The 19,122-nt window shown below is 69.5% G+C and carries 20 protein-coding genes and 3 tRNA genes; 11 read left to right on the top strand and 12 right to left on the bottom strand.

What is annotated here, in order from left to right:
• Positions 1-127: 127 nt before the first annotated feature.
• Positions 128-406 (top strand): nucleotide-binding domain-containing protein, encoded by a 279-nt coding sequence (locus HNP44_RS20880; RefSeq protein ID WP_374758731.1) that lies wholly within the window; start codon positions 128-130, stop codon positions 404-406.
• Positions 407-772: 366 nt separating this feature from the next.
• Here HNP44_RS20880 and HNP44_RS04890 read toward each other — a convergent pair.
• A tRNA-Leu gene (locus HNP44_RS04890) sits at positions 773-855 on the bottom strand.
• Between the two features lie 212 nt (positions 856-1,067).
• Here HNP44_RS04890 and HNP44_RS04885 point away from each other — a divergent pair.
• The 7 genes from HNP44_RS04885 to pknB all read left to right on the top strand — a co-directional run bounded on the left by HNP44_RS04885 (position 1,068) and on the right by pknB (position 10,709).
• Positions 1,068-2,321, top strand: coding sequence for a DUF3662 and FHA domain-containing protein (locus HNP44_RS04885; protein ID WP_259141199.1), 1,254 nt, complete (start codon positions 1,068-1,070; stop codon positions 2,319-2,321).
• A 97-nt stretch (positions 2,322-2,418) separates the two neighbouring features.
• Positions 2,419-2,883, top strand: coding sequence for an FHA domain-containing protein FhaB/FipA (locus HNP44_RS04880; protein ID WP_224644811.1), 465 nt, complete (start codon positions 2,419-2,421; stop codon positions 2,881-2,883).
• Entirely contained in the window at positions 2,880-4,328 is a 1,449-nt protein-coding gene (locus HNP44_RS04875) for a PP2C family protein-serine/threonine phosphatase (protein ID WP_259141200.1), read from the top strand. The genes HNP44_RS04880 and HNP44_RS04875 overlap by 4 nt, the downstream gene beginning before the upstream one ends.
• Positions 4,325-5,746 (top strand): FtsW/RodA/SpoVE family cell cycle protein, encoded by a 1,422-nt coding sequence (locus HNP44_RS04870; RefSeq protein ID WP_259141201.1) that lies wholly within the window; start codon positions 4,325-4,327, stop codon positions 5,744-5,746. The genes HNP44_RS04875 and HNP44_RS04870 overlap by 4 nt, the downstream gene beginning before the upstream one ends.
• On the top strand, positions 5,743-7,257 hold the full coding sequence (locus tag HNP44_RS04865; protein WP_259141202.1) for a peptidoglycan D,D-transpeptidase FtsI family protein: 1,515 nt from the start codon (positions 5,743-5,745) through the stop codon (positions 7,255-7,257). Before HNP44_RS04870 ends, HNP44_RS04865 begins: the two co-directional genes overlap by 4 nt.
• Complete coding sequence (locus tag HNP44_RS04860) at positions 7,257-8,705, top strand: serine/threonine-protein kinase (protein ID WP_259141203.1); 1,449 nt, start codon at positions 7,257-7,259, stop codon at positions 8,703-8,705. Before HNP44_RS04865 ends, HNP44_RS04860 begins: the two co-directional genes overlap by 1 nt.
• An 18-nt stretch (positions 8,706-8,723) precedes the next feature.
• Positions 8,724-10,709 (top strand): Stk1 family PASTA domain-containing Ser/Thr kinase, encoded by a 1,986-nt coding sequence (pknB, locus tag HNP44_RS04855; RefSeq protein ID WP_259141204.1) that lies wholly within the window; start codon positions 8,724-8,726, stop codon positions 10,707-10,709.
• Positions 10,710-10,755: 46 nt separating this feature from the next.
• On the opposite strand, the gene HNP44_RS04850 is transcribed toward pknB, so the two are convergent.
• Positions 10,756-11,397 (bottom strand): aminodeoxychorismate/anthranilate synthase component II, encoded by a 642-nt coding sequence (locus HNP44_RS04850; RefSeq protein WP_259141205.1) that lies wholly within the window; start codon positions 11,395-11,397, stop codon positions 10,756-10,758.
• A gap of 81 nt (positions 11,398-11,478) precedes the next feature.
• Between HNP44_RS04850 and crgA the strand changes: the two genes are divergently transcribed.
• Complete coding sequence (gene crgA, locus HNP44_RS04845; protein ID WP_259141206.1) at positions 11,479-11,772, top strand: cell division protein CrgA; 294 nt, start codon at positions 11,479-11,481, stop codon at positions 11,770-11,772.
• A 54-nt stretch (positions 11,773-11,826) separates the two neighbouring features.
• Entirely contained in the window at positions 11,827-12,231 is a 405-nt protein-coding gene (locus HNP44_RS04840) for a PH domain-containing protein (RefSeq protein ID WP_259141207.1), read from the top strand.
• A 1-nt stretch (position 12,232) separates the two neighbouring features.
• On the opposite strand, the gene HNP44_RS04835 is transcribed toward HNP44_RS04840, so the two are convergent.
• Positions 12,233-12,721 (bottom strand): C40 family peptidase, encoded by a 489-nt coding sequence (locus tag HNP44_RS04835; RefSeq protein WP_259141208.1) that lies wholly within the window; start codon positions 12,719-12,721, stop codon positions 12,233-12,235.
• A gap of 365 nt (positions 12,722-13,086) precedes the next feature.
• Entirely contained in the window at positions 13,087-13,620 is a 534-nt protein-coding gene (locus tag HNP44_RS04830; protein ID WP_224644801.1) for a peptidylprolyl isomerase, read from the bottom strand.
• Positions 13,621-13,723: 103 nt separating this feature from the next.
• Between HNP44_RS04830 and HNP44_RS04825 the strand changes: the two genes are divergently transcribed.
• Positions 13,724-14,242: a hypothetical protein gene (locus tag HNP44_RS04825; RefSeq protein ID WP_259141210.1), complete on the top strand. Its 519-nt coding sequence runs from the start codon at positions 13,724-13,726 to the stop codon at positions 14,240-14,242.
• Between the two features lie 4 nt (positions 14,243-14,246).
• Here the strand turns inward: HNP44_RS04825 and HNP44_RS04820 are convergent, their stop codons facing one another.
• The 8 genes from HNP44_RS04820 to HNP44_RS04785 all read right to left on the bottom strand — a co-directional run bounded on the left by HNP44_RS04820 (position 14,247) and on the right by HNP44_RS04785 (position 19,116).
• Positions 14,247-14,420, bottom strand: coding sequence for a hypothetical protein (locus HNP44_RS04820; protein ID WP_259141211.1), 174 nt, complete (start codon positions 14,418-14,420; stop codon positions 14,247-14,249).
• Positions 14,421-14,461: 41 nt separating this feature from the next.
• Positions 14,462-15,220 (bottom strand): CbtA family protein, encoded by a 759-nt coding sequence (locus HNP44_RS04815; protein ID WP_259141212.1) that lies wholly within the window; start codon positions 15,218-15,220, stop codon positions 14,462-14,464.
• An 11-nt stretch (positions 15,221-15,231) separates the two neighbouring features.
• Positions 15,232-15,444 carry a CbtB domain-containing protein gene (locus tag HNP44_RS04810; RefSeq protein ID WP_259141213.1) on the bottom strand — a complete coding sequence of 71 codons (213 nt, stop codon included), beginning with the start codon at positions 15,442-15,444 and terminating at the stop codon, positions 15,232-15,234.
• 167 nt (positions 15,445-15,611) lie between these two features.
• Positions 15,612-16,604: a CNNM domain-containing protein gene (locus tag HNP44_RS04805; protein ID WP_259141214.1), complete on the bottom strand. Its 993-nt coding sequence runs from the start codon at positions 16,602-16,604 to the stop codon at positions 15,612-15,614.
• Positions 16,597-17,952 (bottom strand): hemolysin family protein, encoded by a 1,356-nt coding sequence (locus HNP44_RS04800; protein WP_259141215.1) that lies wholly within the window; start codon positions 17,950-17,952, stop codon positions 16,597-16,599. The genes HNP44_RS04805 and HNP44_RS04800 overlap by 8 nt, the downstream gene beginning before the upstream one ends.
• Before the next feature lie 230 nt (positions 17,953-18,182).
• Positions 18,183-18,255, bottom strand: a tRNA-Ala gene (locus HNP44_RS04795).
• Between the two features lie 11 nt (positions 18,256-18,266).
• A tRNA-Ile gene (locus HNP44_RS04790) sits at positions 18,267-18,343 on the bottom strand.
• Between the two features lie 53 nt (positions 18,344-18,396).
• The gene (locus HNP44_RS04785; RefSeq protein ID WP_259141216.1) at positions 18,397-19,116 is read right to left on the bottom strand and encodes a DUF3566 domain-containing protein; all 720 of its coding nucleotides are present in this window, start codon (positions 19,114-19,116) and stop codon (positions 18,397-18,399) included.
• Positions 19,117-19,122 lie beyond the last annotated feature (6 nt).

The raw sequence follows: 19,122 nt of genomic DNA, 5'->3' as shown, positions 1-19,122 counted from the left end.
TGGCGCCTGGTGAACTGACCATAACTCAGCAATTCGGATTTCCTGAACGTCTGACTGCCGCCGACACCGTTCACGTCGTCGGCCGAATGTCCCCAACTAAGAACGGCAGAGGGCGATACCGCGCCCCTTGAGCGCGAACGGAAACCTGGTGCCCATCGGACGGACCCTCGAGTTCAGAGTCGAGTCATGCAGCGTGCAAGAGCCATACAGCGTGTATTGGAAGGTGCGAAACGCGGGCCCTGAAGCGGCAAGCCGGAATGCGTTCCGGGGTGAGATCCGCCAGCGCGGCCGCGTGATCCGCGAGACAAGTGACTTCCCCGGACCGCACTGGGTGCCAGCGTGGATCGTCAAGGACGGAGTCGCGGTAGCTACTGCGACCCAAGACGTGACGATCATGGCTCGTTGAACAGACGCCTCAACGATGCCAGCGCACCCACTCCCGCCTCGACTGTCGCGCAATCGGCGGAAGATCTGCCGAAGGTAGGGCACGGCAGGCGAGCGAGCCTGAAAAATAGGCCAGCGCCGCGCCTCAGCACTCGCGTTGGGTGCCGCCACTCCTCAGCCCGCACTCGCGGGTCCGCCGCAAGGCGCCGAGCCGGTGAATCGCTATCCGACCTCCGGGCCTGACACCCGGAGTCACCCGCTAACCCCACTTCCGACGCCACACGGCGACCGCGCTCACCACCTCGCTCCAGAAACGACGAAACCCGAGGTCACGAGCTCTTGTGAGTTCGTGACCTCGGGTGCGGCAGTTCATAGAACTGCTCGTGTGTGGGCGAAGGGGGACTTGAACCCCCACGTCCCGAAGGACACTGGCACCTGAAGCCAGCGCGTCTGCCATTCCGCCACTCGCCCGAGCGACCGGAGAAGATTAACACGAGGCGATGCGGCCGGCGAAATCGGACCCCGACCTGGCACTCCGACCTTGCCGGCCCGCACACATTCGTGCTACCAAAGGGACAGTTGGGACCAATGGGGTTACGCTGACTTCGTCGTGCCAGGATCGCGGCTATCATCATTGGTCAGTACATGCATCACGACACGCTGAGGAAGGGGGAAGTCGTTCCATGGGAATCCTGCAGCGGTTCGAGCGCAAGCTCGAGGGCGCGGTGGGCGACGGCTTTGCCCGTGTCTTCGGCGGCAAGGTGGTCCCCCAGGAAGTGGAGGCAGCTCTCCAGCGCGAGGCAGAGGATCAGCTGCAATCCCTCGGAGACGGGGCGTACCTGGTACCCAACAAGTACGTCATCGCAGTCTCCCCCACCGATCAGGAGACCTTCGAGGCGGACCGCGAACTCGCGATCCGTGCCTTCTCGAAGCACCTCGACGAATACATCCATGACAACGGCTGGCAGACTTATGGTGACGTGGTCGTGCACTTCGAGCAGTCACCAGGCCTGCACACGGGCCAGTTCCGGGCCCGCGGCACCGTGGATCCGGATGCAGTCCCTCAGAACCTTGTACCCCAGCGACCACCTGCAGAATCAGGAGCCGATTCGATGAGCAACAATCCCGGATACGACCAGGGACGGCACGGCGGCCAGTACGACCAGGGCGGCTACCAGCAGCAGCAACAGCCGGGGTACGACCAGAACTACGGCCAGCAGCAGCAGCCCGGGTACGACCAGAACTACGGCCAGCAGAACTACCAGCAGCCGGCCTACGACCAGGGTTACGGCCAGCAGGGCTACGACCAGCAGCAAGGTTACGACCAGAACTACCAGCAGCAGCCTGCATACGACCAGAACTACGGGCAGCAGAACTACCAGCAGCCCGGCTACGACCAGGGCTACCAGCAGCAGCCCGCATACGACCAGGGCTACCAGCAGCAGGGGTATGACCAGGGCTACCAGCAGCAGCCCGCATACGACCAGGGCTACGGGCAGCAGAACTACCAGCAGCCCGGCTACGACCAGGGCTACCAGCAGCAGCCCGCGTACGACCAGGGCTACCAGCAGCAGGGGTATGACCAGGGCGGCTACCAGCAGCCCGGCTACGACCAGGGCTACCAGCAGCCGCAGAGCGGCTATGCCCAGCCGCAGGCGGTCACCCTGTACCTGGAGGACGGCTCCAACCGCACCTTCGCCCTGCGCGAGGGCACGAACGTGATCGGTCGCGGCCAGGACGCCCAGTTCCGTCTCCCGGACACGGGCGTCTCGCGGCGGCACGTGGAGATCCGTTGGGACGGCTACGCCGCTGTCCTCAACGACCTCGGTTCCACCAACGGCACCTCGGTCAACGACGTGCCAGTCTCCAACTGGGAGCTCGCCGACGGCGACCGCATCCGCGTCGGCCACTCCGACATCGTGGTCCGCTTCCAGTAGATTTCACGTCGGGGCGGCGAAAGCAGACCCGTAAGACAGCGCCCGCACGGCGGGCGCTGGACGAGTGTGCGTCGGATACGACCAGGAGGGAGACACCGTGCAGGGACTCGTGTTGCAGCTGACCCGGGCGGGTTTCCTCCTGTTGCTGTGGCTGTGCATCTGGCTGGTCATCAGCGCGCTGCGGTCCGACGCACGGCTGGCGTCGGGCCTGCGGCCCCGCCAGAAGGAGGCCAAGGCGCCCCGTCGGGCCCTCTTCTCCCGCACCAGCAAGGTCGCGAAGTACCTCGTGGTCACCCACGGTCCACTCGCCAACACGCGGATCACCCTCGGCCAGCAACCCGTGCTCATCGGCCGCGCCGACGACTCCACCCTGGTGCTCAACGACGACTACGCGTCGACCAGGCACGCGCGCCTCTCGCGCGACGGTGACGACTGGTACGTCGAAGACCTCGGCTCCACCAACGGCACCTACCTGGCCCGCAACAAGGTCACTACTCCCACCCGCGTCCCGCTCGGCACCCCGGTGCGCGTGGGCAAGACAGTGATCGAGTTGCGCCCGTGAGCCTCGTCCTTCGATACGCCGCCCGTTCCGACCGGGGCCTCGTCCGCAGCAACAACGAGGACTCCGTGTACGCCGGCGCCCGCCTGCTGGCGCTGGCCGACGGCATGGGCGGCCACGCCGCGGGCGAGGTCGCCTCGCAGCTCATGATCAGCGCGCTCGCCCCCCTCGACGACGACGAGCCCGGCGGCGACCTGCTGGACACTCTCGAGGAGGCGATGGTCGCCGGCAACGAGACCATCGCCGAGCAGGTGGTCGAGGACCCCGAGCTCGAGGGCATGGGCACCACCCTCACCGCAATCCTGTTCGCCGGCTCCAAGCTGGGGCTGATCCACGTGGGCGACTCCCGCGGGTACCTGCGGCGCGCCGGCGAGCTCATCCGCATCACCAAGGACGACACCTTCGTCCAGACCCTCGTCGACGAGGGCCGGATCACCGCGGAGCAGGCCCACACGCACCCGCAGCGTTCGCTGATCATGAAGGCGCTCACCGGGCACGAGGTGGAGCCCACCCTGACGCTGCGCGAGGCCAAGGCCGGCGACGTCTACTTGCTGTGCTCCGACGGCCTGTCCGACGTGGTCAGCGACGAGACCATCGGCGAGACGCTGGAGATGGCCAACGAGAGCGTCGGCGCCGCCGCCGACCGGCTCATCGAACTGGCGCTCAAGTCCGGCGGCCCGGACAACGTCACCGTCGTCGTGGCCCGCGTCGAGGACGGCGGCGTCGGGCAGAGCCGGCCCATCGTCGGCGGCGCCGCGAACGACGACGACGAGGACTACGTCCCGCCCGCCAACACCGCGGCGGGCCGCGCCGCCGCGCTGCGGCCGCCGAAGAAGGCGCCCCGCCGCGTCGTGGCGACGGAGGTCGACGAGGAGCCCGAGACCGGCTCGCGCCGCAAGTGGATCGCCCTCGGCGTGCTGTTGGTGCTGCTCGTCGGTGCCGCCGTCGGCCTGATCGTCACCCGCTCGGTGGTGAACTCCAGCTACTTCGTGGCGGCCACCGACAAGGGCACCATCACCATCTCGCACGGTGTCAAGGTATCGATCTTCGGGCGCGCACTGAACTCCGAGCAGGAGGTCGTCTGCATCGCGGAGACCACCGCCGCCGACGGTCGCGCCCCGCAGGGCTGCACGCCACTCACCGTCGGCGACCTGACGCCACGCGGCCGCGCCAACCTCGCCGGTCTGCCGTACGCGAGCTCGCTCGACGATGCCCGCGAGCAGGCCCGGAACCTCACGGACCGGGACAACCTCATGGAGCGGTGCGCGATCACCACGGAGATCGAGGCACCGGCGCCCCCGACCCCGCAGGACCCGACGGTCCCGGCACCGTCGACCACCGTGGCGCCGCCGGCCGGCGAGACGCTCGCGCCGCCTCCGGCGCCCGTCACGAAGGTCGTCACGCAGACGTCGACGCCGGAGCGGCCCTGCCGCGGAGGCCCCTCGTGACGTCGGGCGTCATCACTCCCGGTGCGGGCATCGCCCTCGACCCGAACCGACGTTCCCGGACCTACGAGCTGGTCCTCCTCGGCGCCGCCACGGTGGTGACGGGGACCTCGCTCGCTCTGGTGGAGTGGGCGCAGGAGCAGCGGGTCACGCTTGACCTGGCGAAGTACGTGGTCGCCTTCATCGTGCTGTACGGCGCGGCGCACTACGCGGTGCGTCGGTTCGCGCCGTACGCCGACCCGGTGATCCTGCCTGTGGTCGCGATGCTCAACGGCCTGGGCCTGGTGCTGATCCACCGCATGGACCTGGGCAACGCGCACGCAGAGAACGGCCGCGTCACGCAGACGCAGGAGGCGAACCAGCAGGTCCTGTGGACGCTGTTGGGCCTGGCAGTGCTCGTCGGGGTGCTGGCGCTGCTGCGCGATCACCGGACGCTGTCGAAGTACGCGTACACGATCGGCCTGGCGGGCGTGGTCTTCCTCGCGCTGCCCGCGCTGCTGCCGTCCAGCCTGTCGGAGATCAACGGCTCGAAGAACTGGATCAAGACGCCGCTGTTCAACATCCAGCCGAGCGAGATCAGCAAGATCCTGCTGATCATCTTCACCGCGGCCTTCCTGGTCTCCAAACGCGACCTGTTCACCTCCGCGGGCCGCCGCGTCCTGGGGATCGACCTGCCGCGCGCCCGCGATCTTGCGCCGCTGCTTTTGGTATGGATCATCGCGCTCGGCGTGCTCGGCTACGCGAACGACCTCGGTACGCCGCTGCTCATCTTCTTCACCGTGCTCGCGATGGTGTACATCGCCACCGAACGGATCGGCTGGATCGTCGTGGGCTTGAGCCTCGCGGTGATCGGCGCCGTCGCCGCCTACCAGCTCTTCCCGCACCTGCGCGTGCGCGTCGAGGTGTGGAGCGATCCGTTCGCCGCGTACGAGACCATCGGGTACCAGCCCGCGCAGGCCCTGTTCTCCCTGGCCACGGGCGGGCTCGCCGGCACGGGCCTGGGTTCCGGCCGGCCCACGATGGTGCCCTTCGCGTCGACGGACTTCATCATGGCCGCGGTCGGCGAGGAACTTGGCCTCATCGGCCTCGCGGCCGTCCTGATGCTGTTCCTGGTGCTGATCTTCCGCGGCTTCCGCGCGAGCCTGACGGTGCGCGACAGCTTCGGCAAGCTGCTGGCCGCCGGCCTGGCGTCGACGATGGCGATCCAGCTCTTCGTCGTCGTTGGCGGCGTCACCAAGCTGATCCCGCTGACCGGCCTGACCACGCCCTTCATGAGTTACGGCGGTTCGTCGCTGCTCACGAACTACGCTCTCATCGCGTTGCTGCTGCGCATCTCCAACGCAGCCCGCGAGCCCAAGATCGCCCGCAAGCCCGGCGCACCGGTCCCCGACCGGCCGACCGAGATCGTGAAGCGCGTATGAACGCACCGATCCGCCGCATCTCCGTCGTCGTGGTCCTGCTCGTGATCGCCTTGCTCGCCAACGCCACCTGGGTACAGGTCTTCCGCGCCGACGACCTCCGCGCCGACAGCCGCAACGAGCGCGTGCTCCTCGACGAGTACGCGCGCCAGCGCGGCTCCATCCTGGCGGGCGGCCAGGTCATGGCCCAGTCGATCAAGACCGACGACCGGTACAAGTACCTGCGCACCTACCCGGAGAACATGGCGCGCGCGTACGCGCCGCTCACCGGCTACTACTCGATGATCTACAGCTCCAGCGGCCTCGAGCACGCCGAGGAGTCGGTGCTCAACGGCAGCGACGACCGGCTTTTCGGGCGCCGCGTCGTAGACCTGCTGTCCGGGCGCGACCCGAGCGGCGGCACCGTCATCACCACGATCAATCCGACGATGCAGCGGATCGCATACGAGAAGCTGACGACGGCGTGCGGCCCGAACGGCCCGTGCCACGGCGCGGCCGTCGCGATCGAGCCGGCGACGGGCAAGATCCTCGCGATGGTCTCGACCCCCAGCTACGACCCGAATCCGCTGTCCTCGCACGACACGAGCGCGGTCACCAAGACGTGGGAACAGCTCAAGGACGACCCGGACAAGCCCATGGACAACCGCGCGACCGGCTGGACCTATCCGCCCGGATCGACCTTCAAGGTGATCACCACGGCCGCCGCGCTGGCGCAGGGTAAAGGCGTCGACCTGAACACCCGGCTCACCGCCGACAAGCAGATCACCCTGCCTGGCGGCGGCGGCACGACACTGCAGAACTACGCGGGGATGACGTGTCCCGAATCCTCGGGCGGTACCGTCAGCCTGTTGCAGGCGTTCCAGTACTCGTGCAACACGGCGTTCGTGGATCTGGCCACGACGAAGATCCAGGACGGAGGCGAGGCGATCAAGGCGATGGCGAACAACTTCGGCGTCAACTCGACGCCCGACCCCATCCCGCTGCGGGTCGCGCAGTCGGTGACCGGTCCGCTGTCCGACGGGGCCCAGACGGGCCAGTCGGCCATCGGCCAGCTCGATGTGGCGCTGACCCCGCTGCAGAACGCGGTGATCGCGGCAACGCTCGCCAACGGCGGCGTTCGCATGCAGCCCTACCTGGTGGACTCCTTCCAGGCGCCCGACCTGAGCACCTTTGGCGGTACCTCGCCGAAGCGGCTGGGACAGGCGATCTCGCCGCAGGTCGCGGCGCAGATGCGGGAGCTGATGATCGCGTCGGAGCAGCACACCAAGGGGTCAGGCGGCCGGGTCCAGATCGCCTCGAAGACCGGTACGGCGGAACACTCTCAGGGCCAGCGCGGCGGCGAGGCACCGCACGCCTGGTACATCGGGTACGGCCCGGTGAACGATCCGAAGGTAGCGGTGGCGGTCATCATTGAGAACGGTGGAAATCAAGGCGAGGCGGCGACCGGTGGGTCGCTCGCCGCGCCGATCGGACGAGCGGTGATTGGCGCCGCGGTGAACGGGCAGGGGAACTGATGAGTCTGCAGACCGGATCGGTGATCGCCGACCGCTACGAACTCCTCCGGCTCATCGCCACCGGCGGCATGGGCCAGGTCTGGGAGGCCATGGACACACGACTCGACCGCCGCGTCGCCGTCAAAGTCCTCAAAGCCGAATTCTCCGAAGACCAGGAATTCCTCGCCCGCTTCCGCAACGAAGCCCGCACCACCGCCGCCCTCAACCACCCCGGCATCGCCGGCGTCTACGACTACGGCGAAACCGCCGACCAAGCCGGCGGCGCACCCCTGGCCTACCTCGTCATGGAACTCGTCAACGGCGAACCCCTCAACGCCGTCCTCAGCCGCCTCGGCCACCTCAGCCAAGCCCAAGCCCTCGACCTCCTCGAACAAACCGGCCGCGCCCTCCAAGTCGCCCACACCGCCGGCCTCGTACACCGCGACGTCAAACCCGGCAACATCCTCATCACCCCCACCGGACAGGTCAAGATCACCGACTTCGGCATCGCCAAAGCCGTCGACGCCGCACCCGTCACCAAAACCGGCATGGTCATGGGCACCGCCCAATACATCTCCCCCGAACAGGCCTCCGGCGAAGACGCCACCGCCTCCTCCGACGTCTACTCCCTCGGCGTCGTCGGCTACGAATGCCTCGCGGGCAAGCGTCCCTTCTCGGGCGACGGGGCGATCACGGTCGCGATGAAGCACATCCGGGACCAGCCGGAGCCGCTGCCCAGCGACCTGCCGGCGCCGGTGCGCGAGCTGATCACGCTGACCCTGGGTAAGGACCCGCGGCAGCGGTACGCGAACGGCGGCGAGTTCGCCGACGCCGTCGCCGCAGTCAAGGCCGGGCAGCGCCCGCCGATGCCGCGCGGCTGGACCGGCGCCGCTCCGGCGGCGGCCGCCGCAGCGACCGGTGTCCCGGAGACCGCCGCCACGGCGATCGTGCCGCCGGCGTCGCGACCGGGCCCGCAGCCCGTCTCACGCAACTCCACCCCGACGCCGCGGGCCGCGGCCCCCGCCGCCTACTCGGACGGCGGCGGCTGGACCAAGGCACAGAAGACGATCCTCGGGGTCTCGGTCGCGCTCCTGCTGCTGGCCGCGGCGATCATCGGCGGCTACTTCATCACGCGCGACACCGGTAATGAGACGCCGCTGCCGTCGACGAGTGTGACCGACACGGGGACAGTCGCGCCCCCGCCGACGGGGACCTCGACGCCGGCCCGGCCGGTGCCGCCACGGACGACGACGGAGGCGCCGCGCACAGTGACCGAGACGTCGACGGTGCAGCCGACGACCACGCCGCCGCCCCCGCCGCCGAAGCCGACGACGACCACGCCGCCGCCGACCACGACGACCCCGCCGCCGACCACGACCTCGGAGCCGCCGGTCACCGGAGGTGAGCCGACGACGAAGCCGCCGTGCACCGGTATCTTCGGGATCCCTCTCCCCTGCCCCAACAACTGACGGATAACGGACAAGCAGATGACTACCCCGCCGCGTCGCATCAACGACCGCTACGACCTGGGCGAAACGCTCGGGTTCGGTGGCATGTCCGAGGTGCACCTGGCCCGGGACACGCGTCTGTCGCGCGACGTCGCGATCAAGGTCCTCCGCGCCGACCTGGCCCGTGACCCGAGCTTCTACGAGCGGTTCCGGCGGGAGGCGCAGAACGCGGCATCGCTGAACCATCCGACGATCGTGCAGGTCTACGACACGGGCGAGGCGCAGACCAGCGGCGGACCGTTGCCGTACATCGTGATGGAGTACGTCGACGGAGAGACCCTGCGTGACGTACTGCGCCGCGACGGGACCATCGCCCCGCAGGCGGCGATGACGTGGATGGCCGACGTCTGCGCGGCGCTGGACTTCAGCCACCGCAACGGCATCGTGCATCGCGATATGAAGCCCGCCAACGTGATGCTCACCCGCGCGGGCGAGATCAAGGTGATGGACTTCGGCATCGCGCGGGCGATGAGCGACCCATCGGCCGGGATGACGCAGACGGCTGCCGTGATCGGCACCGCGCAGTACCTCTCGCCGGAGCAGGCCCGCGGCGACTCCGTCGACGCCCGCTCCGACGTCTACGCCGCCGGCTGCGTGCTCTTCGAGCTGCTCACGGGCCAGCCGCCGTTCACCGGCGACTCGCCCGTCTCCGTGGCCTACCAGCACGTCCGCGAGGATCCGCCGACCCCGTCCGCCGTCCTGGACACGATCCCGCCCGAGCTGGACTCGATCACGCTCAAGGCGCTGTCGAAGAACCCCGCGAACCGCTATCAGACCGCCGGCGAGATGCGGCAGGACCTGATCCGGGTGCTCGCGGGCCGCAAGCCCGAGGCGCCCATGGTGCTCTCCGACGAGGAGCGCGACGCGCTGCTCACCGAGCCGACGAAGCCCCGTCGCCGGGCCGCTGCGGCCCCCGTCGCCGCTGCAGGCGCTGCAGGCGCGGCCGCGACCGAGCCATCGGGCGACGACCCGCCTACGGCCATCGTCGACACGACCGCCCCCGCTGACGCACCGGCCCGCCGCCGGCACTCCACTCCGGCCAAGACCGGGGGCAGGTCGAAGCTGCTCCTGCTGCTCTCGGCGGCCGTGATCGCGCTCGTCCTCGTCGGCGGCACCACCTGGTACCTGCTCAACAGCCGCGGGGGCGAGCAGACCGCCACCGTGACCTCGCAGATCGGCGAGCCCGCCGCGGACGCCCAGGTGGCGCTGCAGAAGCTGGGCTTCACCGTCGAGGTGCAGCGCATGCCCGACAACACCGTGCCCGCCGAGCACGTGATCTCGACGCTGCCCGGGCCGAACGCGAGCGCCGCGAAGGGTTCGACGGTGGTCCTGCAGGTCTCCACCGGCCCGAAGATCGCCGCCGTACCCGATGTCGCGAACAAGCCCGAGATGGAGGCCCGCCAGATCCTCGAGAAGGCTGGCTTCACCGTGGCCAAGGACGTCAAGAACGATCCGTCACCGACGGTGGTCAAGGGCAATGTCATCTCCACCAACCCGGCGATCGGCACGAACACGCAGCAGAGCACGCCGATTCAGCTCACCGTCAGCTCCGGCAAGGAGCAGGTGCGCGTCCCCGACGTGACCAACACACAGGTCGACCAGGCCACCTCGAACCTCAAGGGCCTCGGCTTCCTCGTCCAGGTCCAGCAGGTCGACAATCCGGCCGCCGCGGGCACCGTCGTGGGTCAGAACCCGACCGGCGGTTCTAACGCCGACAAGGGCAGCACCGTGACCCTGCAGGTCGCTCGAGCGAAGCCGATCACCATGCCGAACGTGATCAACCAGGATCAGAACGCGGCCCGCGCCGCGCTGATCCAGGCCGGTTTCTCGGCGGAGAACATCCGCACCGTGGTCGACGCCCCGTCGGGCCTGTTCGACCGCGGCCGGGTGTGGCGTACCGATCCCGATGTCGGGGCCCAGGTGGACTCGTCGGCGACGATCGTCCTGCACGTCCGCCGGTCGTAGGCCGGAGTCGGGACGACCGGTACTGTCGCCCGACGGTCCGCGGCGCTCACCCGAGCGCCGCGGCCACCTCTTGCTCGAGCTCGGCGACCCGCGCCTCGGGAATCGCCAGGCCGCACACGGCCAGCCAGTTCGCCAGCATGCGGTGGCCGCCCTGCGTGAGCACGGACTCGGGGTGGAACTGCACGCCGTGAATCGGCAGCTCGCGGTGCTGGAAGCCCATCACGACGCCGGAATCGGTGCGGCCGGTGATCTCCAACTCGTCGGGGATCGTGGGCTCGAGCACAGTCAACGAGTGGTAGCGGGTCGCGGTGAAGGGGTCGGGCAGGCCGGCGAGCACGCCGTGGCCGTTGTGGTGCACCAACGAGGTCTTGCCGTGCAGCAGCTCAGGCGCCCGGTCGACCGTCGCACCGAAGACGGCCCCAATCGCTTGGTGCCCGAGGCACACGCCCAGCAGCGGGGAGCCGGCATCGCGGGCGGCCTCGACCATGGGCATCGTCTGCCCCGCACGCTGCGGGGTGCCCGGGCCGGGGCTGAGCAGCACGCCGTCGTACAGCGCCGCCGCCGCGGCCGGATCGTCCAGCCGCGGATCGTCGTTGCGCCACACGTCCGCCTCCACGCCCAGCTGGCCGAGGTACTGGACCAGGTTGAACACGAAGCTGTCATAGTTGTCGACGACGAGGATCCGCACGCGGTCCAGCGTAGCGGGGTGGGGTGGCGCAGGTACATCCGATAACCTGGCAGGTGAAACGCACCCTGGTAGAAGGAAGCCATGCCGAAGTCGAAGGTCCGGAAGAAGACCGATTACACGATCAACACCGCCACGGATTCGCGCACACCGGTCAAGGTGAGCGCTCCGTCGGGCCGGTGGTTCGTGGTCGCGTTCCTGGCGCTCATGCTCGCCGGGCTGGCCTGGCTGCTCGTGTACTACGTCGGTGCCGACCCCAACGGCTTGGGCGCGCCCGGCAAGCCGCTGGAGTGGATGGCGAACCTCGAGGCGTGGAACTTCGCCATCGGTTTCGGCCTCATGATCAGCGGTCTGTTGATGACGATGTGGTGGAAGTAGTCCTGACCAGCGAAATCACATCGATGTCATTCATCCCCAGCTGTGGATATACCTGTGGATAACTGGAGCGCCCCGCGCGGCGTGGGCGTGGTCCTGCTCGTCGCGGGCGTCCTGTTGGGCGCCGCGGCGATCGGCTTCCAGGCCATCAAGGACCCCGTCGGCATGGTCCTCGTCGGCGTCGGCGTGCTCGCCCTGATCTACCTCGGGGCGCAGGTGCTCGTGCTCCGCCCGCGACTGTCCGCCAACGATGCCGGCGTCGTCTACCGCGGAGCGTTCGGCCGCAAGGTCTTCCCGTGGGACGGCCTGGAGATCAAGCGCACGACCACGCGGCACTGGGGCCGCGAGTCGGTGCTGCTGGAGCTCACACGCGGCGACGATCTACTCTTCCTCGGCCGTTGGGAGCTGGGCGAGGCGCCCACGCTCGTCGCGCAGCAGCTCGAGGCCCTGCGGCCCGCCTGAATCAGTAGCGGCGCGCGGTGACGAAGCCGCGGATGCCGGCGACGCGCACGGGCACGCCGGAGGTCACGGCCTCGACCACCTGGCCGTTGCCGATGTAGAGCGCGGCGTGGCCGCCTCCGTTGGTGATCACCACGTCGCCGGGGCGCAGCTGTGCCTGCGAGACCTGGGTTCCGGCGCTCATCAGCGAGTAGCTGCTGCGTGGCACGCTGACACCGGCCTGGTTCATGGCCCAGGTGACGAGACCCGAGCAGTCGAAGGAGCTCGGGCCGGCGGCACCGTAGGAGTACGGCATGCCGACGCGGGTCAGGGCAGCCTGCACGACCGACGACCGGTCGGGGCCGGCGGCCTGCGCAGCCTGCGCGACGGGGGCCTGCGGTGCGGGCGCGGGGGCGGCCTGCGCCACGGCGGGTGCGGCGACGATTCCGATCACGGCGGCTGCGGCTCCGAGGGCCGCGCGCATCGTGCCGCGGCGGGTGCTGCGGACGGTCATGGTCTTCGTACTGTCGCTGGTCACTTTCGTCGAACTCCCGACTCCGTAGAGCGGCGTGTCGGTCACGCCTCGGTCTCCACAAGATCACGGCAACGTTACGAAGACCGGACGGCGGGTGTCCATCTGAGAACCGGCGATGTGCCGTGAAGATGCTCACCGAGCCGCATCGATCGAGATCCAGCTCACATCAATCCTTGACCCATCCGGAATTCCGTACGGATTCCGATCCATACTGATGGAGGAGTTAGGCGAAGTAAATTTGCTGCGCAGACGACTCGGAGCGGGCGAGGTAACGGTCCGGGCGCCTCTCGAGACACGAAAGCCCGGCCGGTTCACCCGGCCGGGCAGAGCGTGGGGAGGGGCGACTACTCCTCGACAGTGATGGAGTTGATGGTGACCTCCTTGACCGGGCGGTCCGCACGGTCGGTCTGCGTGCCGCCGATGGCGTCGACCACCTTGCGGCTGGCCTCGTCCTCGACCTCACCGAAGATCGTGTGCCGGTTGTTCAGGTGCGGCGTCTTGCCGACGGTGATGAAGAACTGCGAGCCGTTGGTCGCCGGGCGGCCGATGTTGGCCATCGCCAGGATGTACGGATGATCGAAGCGCAGCTCCGGATGGAACTCGTCAACGAAGTCGTAGCCCGGGCCACCGGTGCCGGTGCCGGTCGGATCGCCGCCCTGGATCATGAAGCCGTCGATCACCCGATGGAAGACGGAGCCGTCGTAGAACGGTCCCGAGTCGCCGCCGGAGGCGTTGGTGGTCGTGTATTCCTTCGTTCCCTGGGCGAGTCCGAGGAAGTTCGCCACGGTCACGGGAGCGTGATTGCCGAACAGCGCGATACGGATGTCGCCTTCGGAGGTGTGCAGGGTCACGTGGGCGGTAGCGTTGGAGTTGGTCACACCACCATTCTGCCATTTTCTGCAAGTGCGAACCCCAGGAGATCGGATAAGAATCGGTGGTGGAAAGACGCACTCTCGTCCGCTCGAAAGGATCACGCCACCGATGGCCACCACCCCTTTGCTCGACGACGCCCCCGGCACGGACGCCGCTCCGGCGCCGTCGGCCCCCTCCAACGTGCAGCGCCTCGTCTCCGGCCTCGGCCAGAGCATCGTCGGCCCCGCCAACATCCTGCGCGCGCTCTCGGGCCTCGGCCTGTCCCTCGCCGGCAAGCTGATCGCCGGCGTCTACGGGCTGGTGCGGTCGTGGATCGCCCCCGCCGAGGTCGATCCCGAGCGGGCGATCACCCTGTCCGACGGTGCGCCTTCCCGCCCGGCCCTGCGCACGCCGCTGCTGGTCGGCGCGATCCTTGCGCTGGTGCTGGCCGTGGGCGGGATCGCCTTCAAGCTCCTGCGCACCCCGTCGGCGCCGCCCGTCGCCGCCGAGCCGCCTCGTCTGCGCCCAGCGAGTGGCGCCACCGGCGACAGCGCCCCCATCGAGGAGCTGGAGCAGGTCGACGAGACCGAGGAGGACGTGGCCGTCGAGTCGCCGGTCGAGGAGGATCCCCGCAAGAAGGGCGAGTAGCCGCCTAGCCGCGCCAGCCCGCCGGCTGGTGCGCCTGGATGGCGACCAGTGCCCAGGCCAACGCGATCACGAAGAACAGGCCGTCGAGGCCCCCGCTGCCCCCGCGGTAGTGGACGGTGGCGGAGACGATGATCGAGATCAGCGCGGCCACCCAGCACAGAGCGCAGCGGCGGTTCATACCCCCAGGGTATGCCGCCGCTGCGTCGTTCTGCGAGGAGGCTAGGCCGAGACGGCCGTGCGCGTCGCGTCGCCCTTCCGCACCGTGAGCCGCTGCAGCAGCTCCGCGCCGACGAGCCCGATCGCGCCCCACAGGATCGCCTGCGCGAGGAACGAGTACGTGCGGAACCAGTACAGGTCGTCGGGGTCGAAGCCCTCCGGCGTCGCGACCGTCGCCGGCAGCACCATGCAGGCGAGGACAAGCCCCACGATCACGACGGCCCCGCCGGCGAGCGCGGCACCGTACGCCCCGAGCCGGGGCACGGCGGCGAGACCGATCACCCAGGCGGCCGCCACGAGCGCCAGGCAGATCGCGACCATGAGCAGGTAGGCGCCGGTGCGCTCGCGGATCGTCTCGGGATCGCCCACGACGGGCGGGTTCGGCGGGTACTTCAGGTACGGCAGCGCGTAGATGCCGGCGAACAGCGAGCCGGCGACGGCCAGCGCGACGGCGCGCGGCGTCCACTGCGCGAGCTTCGGCGCCGCGACGCAGTAGGCCACCGCGAACAGGGCGCCCATCGCGATGCCGAACAGGATCAGGCCGGCGCCCAGCCCGACGTTCTGCTGGACGGCGCGGGTGAACAGCTCCGTCTCCTCCATCGCCATGCCCGGGTGGGCGGCGTGCTCCGCGGCGTTGCGGGCCTCCTCGAAATCGATGGCGCGGCCGATGATCGGCTCCACCATGACCCGCCCGAAGACGAACGCGAGCAGTCCTCCGATCGCCCCGGCGAGTGCGCCACGGGCGATGACGTGCTTCTCCATGTCTCCCCCGATCAGTGGCAGGGGAAGCCCAGGAAGTGCCGGGCGTCGTGGAAGAACTCGTGGACGTGCATGTCGTTGCCGAACACCGAGACGGCGCCCTGGTCGATGCCGATGAAGTAGTACGCCAGCACGGCCAGAAGCAGTGTGGCGGAAAGCCACACCGCGCGGCGGGAGACGTGCAGGGAGAGGTCACCGGCATGCGCGGTGGTGGATGCGTTCGCCATGGGCGGCGCTCCTTCGTCCGGGGTTTCGCGCCCGGGTAGGCGGGGTTCGACGGTGCCCGGTCGCCCGGGCGTGCCGGTGCGGGTCTGGCTTCACAGTGGCGCGACCGCTCCCGAGGGGATTCCGCATCCGGCCCGCGAAGTGTAACCCCGCGGGCCGGAGACCGCGATCACACGGGCATCAACCTGCCGAGCAGGTCGGAGAGGGTGAGCACCGCCCGCGCACCGTCGCGCTCCACTACGGCGAGGTGCGCCCGCGACTCCCGCATCGTGGCGAGGGCCGCGTACGCCGGTTCGTCGGCGTCGAGGATCAGGACCGGCCGCATGAGGTCCGCGGCGGACGCCGTCCGGTCGGCGCGCAGGCAGTCGCGCACGTGCACCACGCCGAGGCCCGCACCGTCAGTCACCAGCTGCCGCAGGTGGCCCGTCCGGTCGGCTGCCTCCCGGACCTGTGCGGGCGTCGCCGAACCGGGCACGGACGACGGCGCGACGTCCCACTGCGCGATGTCCCCGACTGTCAGCGCCTCGAGCTCGAGCGCGCTGGTCAGCCGTCCGGAGTGCTGCTCGTCGAGTGCTCCTACGGTGGCGGAGTGCTCGACGAGGTGGCGCAGCGCCGCCGGGTCCTGGCCGGACTCGACCTCGTTCACGGGCGTCACGCCGACGCGCCGCAGGCATCGGTTGGCCGCCTCGTTGAGCACCAGGAGCAGCGGGCGGAACACCGCCATGAAGGCGCGCATCGGTAGGGCCAGCAGGATCGCCGACCGCTCCGGGTGCGCGATCGCCCACGACTTCGGCGCCATCTCGCCGACCACAAGGTGCAGGAAGGTCACGATCAGCAGGGCGAGTACGAAGCCGCCGACGTCGGCGATCCACCCCGGCATCCCCGTCGCCGCGAGCAGCGGCGTCAGCCACCCGTCGACGGCCGGCTTGGTGATCGCGCCGAGCGCCAGCGTGCACACGGTGATGCCGAGCTGCGAGCCCGCGAGCAGCAGCGAGAGCTCCGAGGAGCTGCGCAGCGCGGCCCGCGCCGAGGCGCTGTGCGCCGCCTCGTCCTCGAGCCGGTGCCGGCGCGCGGCGATGAGCGAGAACTCGACGGCCACGAAGAAGGCACTGGCCGCGATCAACAGGACCGTGATCGCCACGATCGTCCAGGGGTTACTCATCGCCGTCCTCCGTCCGGTCGATCGCGGGCAGGCTCAGGTGCACGGCCGCCGGCACCCGTCGTTCGACGGTGCGCACCTCGGCCCGGAGCGCGGGCCGGTCGGTTCCGGGCGCCGCCGCGGGGTCGGGCAGTAGGGGCAGGTCGGTGACGTCGCCCGGCCGGGGCAGCGCCCCGAGGCGCGCGGTGACGGCGCCGCCGAGGGTCTCGGCGTCACCGGGTTCGAGGTCGACGTCGAGCAGGCGCTCGACCTCGTCGAGGTGCACGTCGCCGCGCAGCAACCAACCGTCGCCGTCGGGCACGGCGGGCGCTGGATCGGCGCCGTCGTGCTCGTCGTCGATCTCGCCGACCAGTTCCTCCGCAATGTCCTCGACCGTCACGACACCGTCGAAGCCGCCGTACTCGTCGATGACGAGGGCCATCTCCTGGCCCGCGTCCCGCAGTCGCGCGACGACGGCGGGCAGCGGCATGGAGCCGGGCACGATCACGGCCGGGCGGCAGCGGGAGCGCGCGGTCCCCGAACTGTCGCCCAGCAGGTCGTGGAGTGTGATGACGCCGATCAGGTCATCCGCGCTCGCGCCGACCACGGGGTACCGGGTGTGGCCGTCCGCCATGCGCTGCAGCACAGCGGCCGCGGGCTCGTCGGCGGCGATCAGGCCGACGCGGGCGCGTGGGATCATCGCGTGCTCGGCGGTGTGGCCGGGGAAGTCGAGGATCCGGTCGAGCAGAGTCGACAGCTCGCGGGGCAGTTCGCCCGCGTCGCGCGAGGCGGCGACGATGTGCTCGAGGTCCCGCGGCGTCGCCGAGTGCTCGACGTCGTGCACGGGCTCGATCTTCACGGCGCGCAGCAGCAGGTTGGAGGCCTGGTCGAAGAACCGGATAAGCCAGCCGAACGCGCGGAGGTACAGCGTCGTCGAGAGCGCCAGGCGGCGGGCGAGGGGCTCGGGCCGTGCGATCGCGAGGTTCTTCGGGAAGAGCTCGCCGAAGACCATCTGCGCGACGGTCGACAGCCCGACCGCGAGAATCGCACCGACGGCGATGCCCACTCCGGTGGGCACTCCGACACCACCGAGCAGGGTACCGATGCCTCGGCCGATCAGGGGTTCGGCCACGTAGCCGACGAGCAGGCCGGTCACCGTGATGCCGAGCTGGGCGCCGGAGAGCATGAAGGAGGTACGGCGCGTGACCTGCAGGGCACGGGCGGAGGCCTCGTCCCCGGCCTGAGCGCGCGCGGCGAGTCGCGAGCGGTCCACAGCCATGTACGCGAATTCCTGGGCCACGAAGTAGCCGGTGAACGCGGTGATCGCGAGCACGACGACGACGCCGGCCAGGATCGTCAGGAGGGTGATCACGCGGCGGCCCCTCGGTGGGGCGCGGGCTGAGCGGATCGGGGTCTTCGTCGTTTGCGCGAGGCGCGTCTCATCGAGTCTCTCTGTCTCGGGCCTGCCGATTCGCAGGTCACTGAGTAAAGAGTAGGTCAAGATCGCCGATTCGGCATCGGCGCTGGTCACACATCCTGGAAACGACGAAAGGCGACTCCCGAAGGACCCGGAAACCGCCTGAATCGCACATGAAGAGTCTGTGGAGCCTAGGAGATTCGAACTCCTGACATCCGCCTTGCAAAGGCGGCGCTCTACCAACTGAGCTAAGGCCCCGAGTGGGGGTGTGGTGGGCCTAGGAGGACTTGAACCTCCGACCTCTTCGTTATCAGCGAAGCGCTCTAACCGCCTGAGCTATAGGCCCGTGAACCGAGGTGGAACATTACCAGCGCACCTCAGGTTCTACAAAACTGCTGGTCAATCCCTATCGGAGAGGGTCACCTCGATGCCGCCCACGAGGTCGGCGCAGAGGTTGTAGATGAACGCGCCGACGGTGGCGAGCGCGGTCAGCAGGATCACGTTCGCGAGGCCCGCGAGGCCGGCGTAGGTGAAGACATTGCCCGCGGTCAGCAGGCTGACGCCGGCCTGCTCGTTGGTGAGCGTCTGAAAGCTGTCGTTGATCTTGCTCCACACGCCCATGCCGCTCAGCACGATGTACAGCACGCCGACAGCGATCATCCACACGAAGAACAGCACCACGGAGACCACGCCGCTGAGCTTGAACGTGGTCCACGGGTCGATGCTGCGCAGCTGCATCCCCGCCCGCACCGGCCCGCTCGCGGCCTGGGTCTTCACACCCGCCGCACGGGCCGGCGCGCCGCCCACGGTGTGCAGGTTCGACGATGCCGTCTCACCGGCCGAGGCAGCCGGCTCCGTCGCCGCAGCCGCGGGAGTCGCGGGTGCGTCGGCGGCCGGCTGGGCGGGGACCGGCACCGTCGGTGCCGAGGCCGGCGCGACCTGATGGATCTTGTCCAGGTCGGGCAGGTTCTTCGGCAGCGCGTCGCGCTCCACGCCCTCGGTGGGCGCATCGATCACGCGGCCGACGTCGGTGTCGCGTCGCGGGATCCGGACGGGCTGCCGGCCCGCCTCCGGTCCGGACTCCGGCGGCTGGCCGGATCCGGTTCCAGGGGTACTCACATGCGC

Source organism: Tsukamurella ocularis (assembly GCF_024807615.1).
GTDB lineage: Bacteria > Actinomycetota > Actinomycetes > Mycobacteriales > Mycobacteriaceae > Tsukamurella > Tsukamurella ocularis.
This window is presented reverse-complemented; position numbering and strand designations above follow the sequence as displayed.